The organism is Psychrobacter sp. CAL346-MNA-CIBAN-0220, from assembly GCF_040309805.1.
GTDB lineage: Bacteria > Pseudomonadota > Gammaproteobacteria > Pseudomonadales > Moraxellaceae > Psychrobacter.
Map to the genome: position 1 here is coordinate 1 of NZ_JBEOPF010000252.1, position 274 is coordinate 274.

General features: G+C 65.3%; 1 protein-coding gene. It reads left to right on the top strand.

Annotation, left to right across the window (positions count from 1 at the left end; all coding sequences use genetic code 11):
* Positions 1 to 274: acyl-CoA dehydrogenase family protein (locus AAEY88_RS13535; RefSeq protein ID WP_350563223.1), on the top strand; the 274-nt coding region annotated here is incomplete at both ends.

Sequence of the window (274 nt, forward strand, 5' to 3'; positions counted from 1 at the left end):
CTCCGGGGGTGAGCATTATCCGCAACGTCGGTATCGCCGATGACCCGGCCGCAACCCATGCCTACCTGTCGTTCGACAAGGTGCGAGTGCCTGCTGGCGACATGCTCGGCGCGCCCGGTCAGGCGTTTGTCGTGGCCCAGGTACGACTGGGTGGCGGCCGCGTGCACCATGCGATGCGGGTGATTGGCCAAGCGCAGAAAGCCCTGGATGCACTCTGTGAACGATCCCTGTCGCGTAGTACCCAGGGCAGCCGCCTGGCGGACAAGCAGATGGT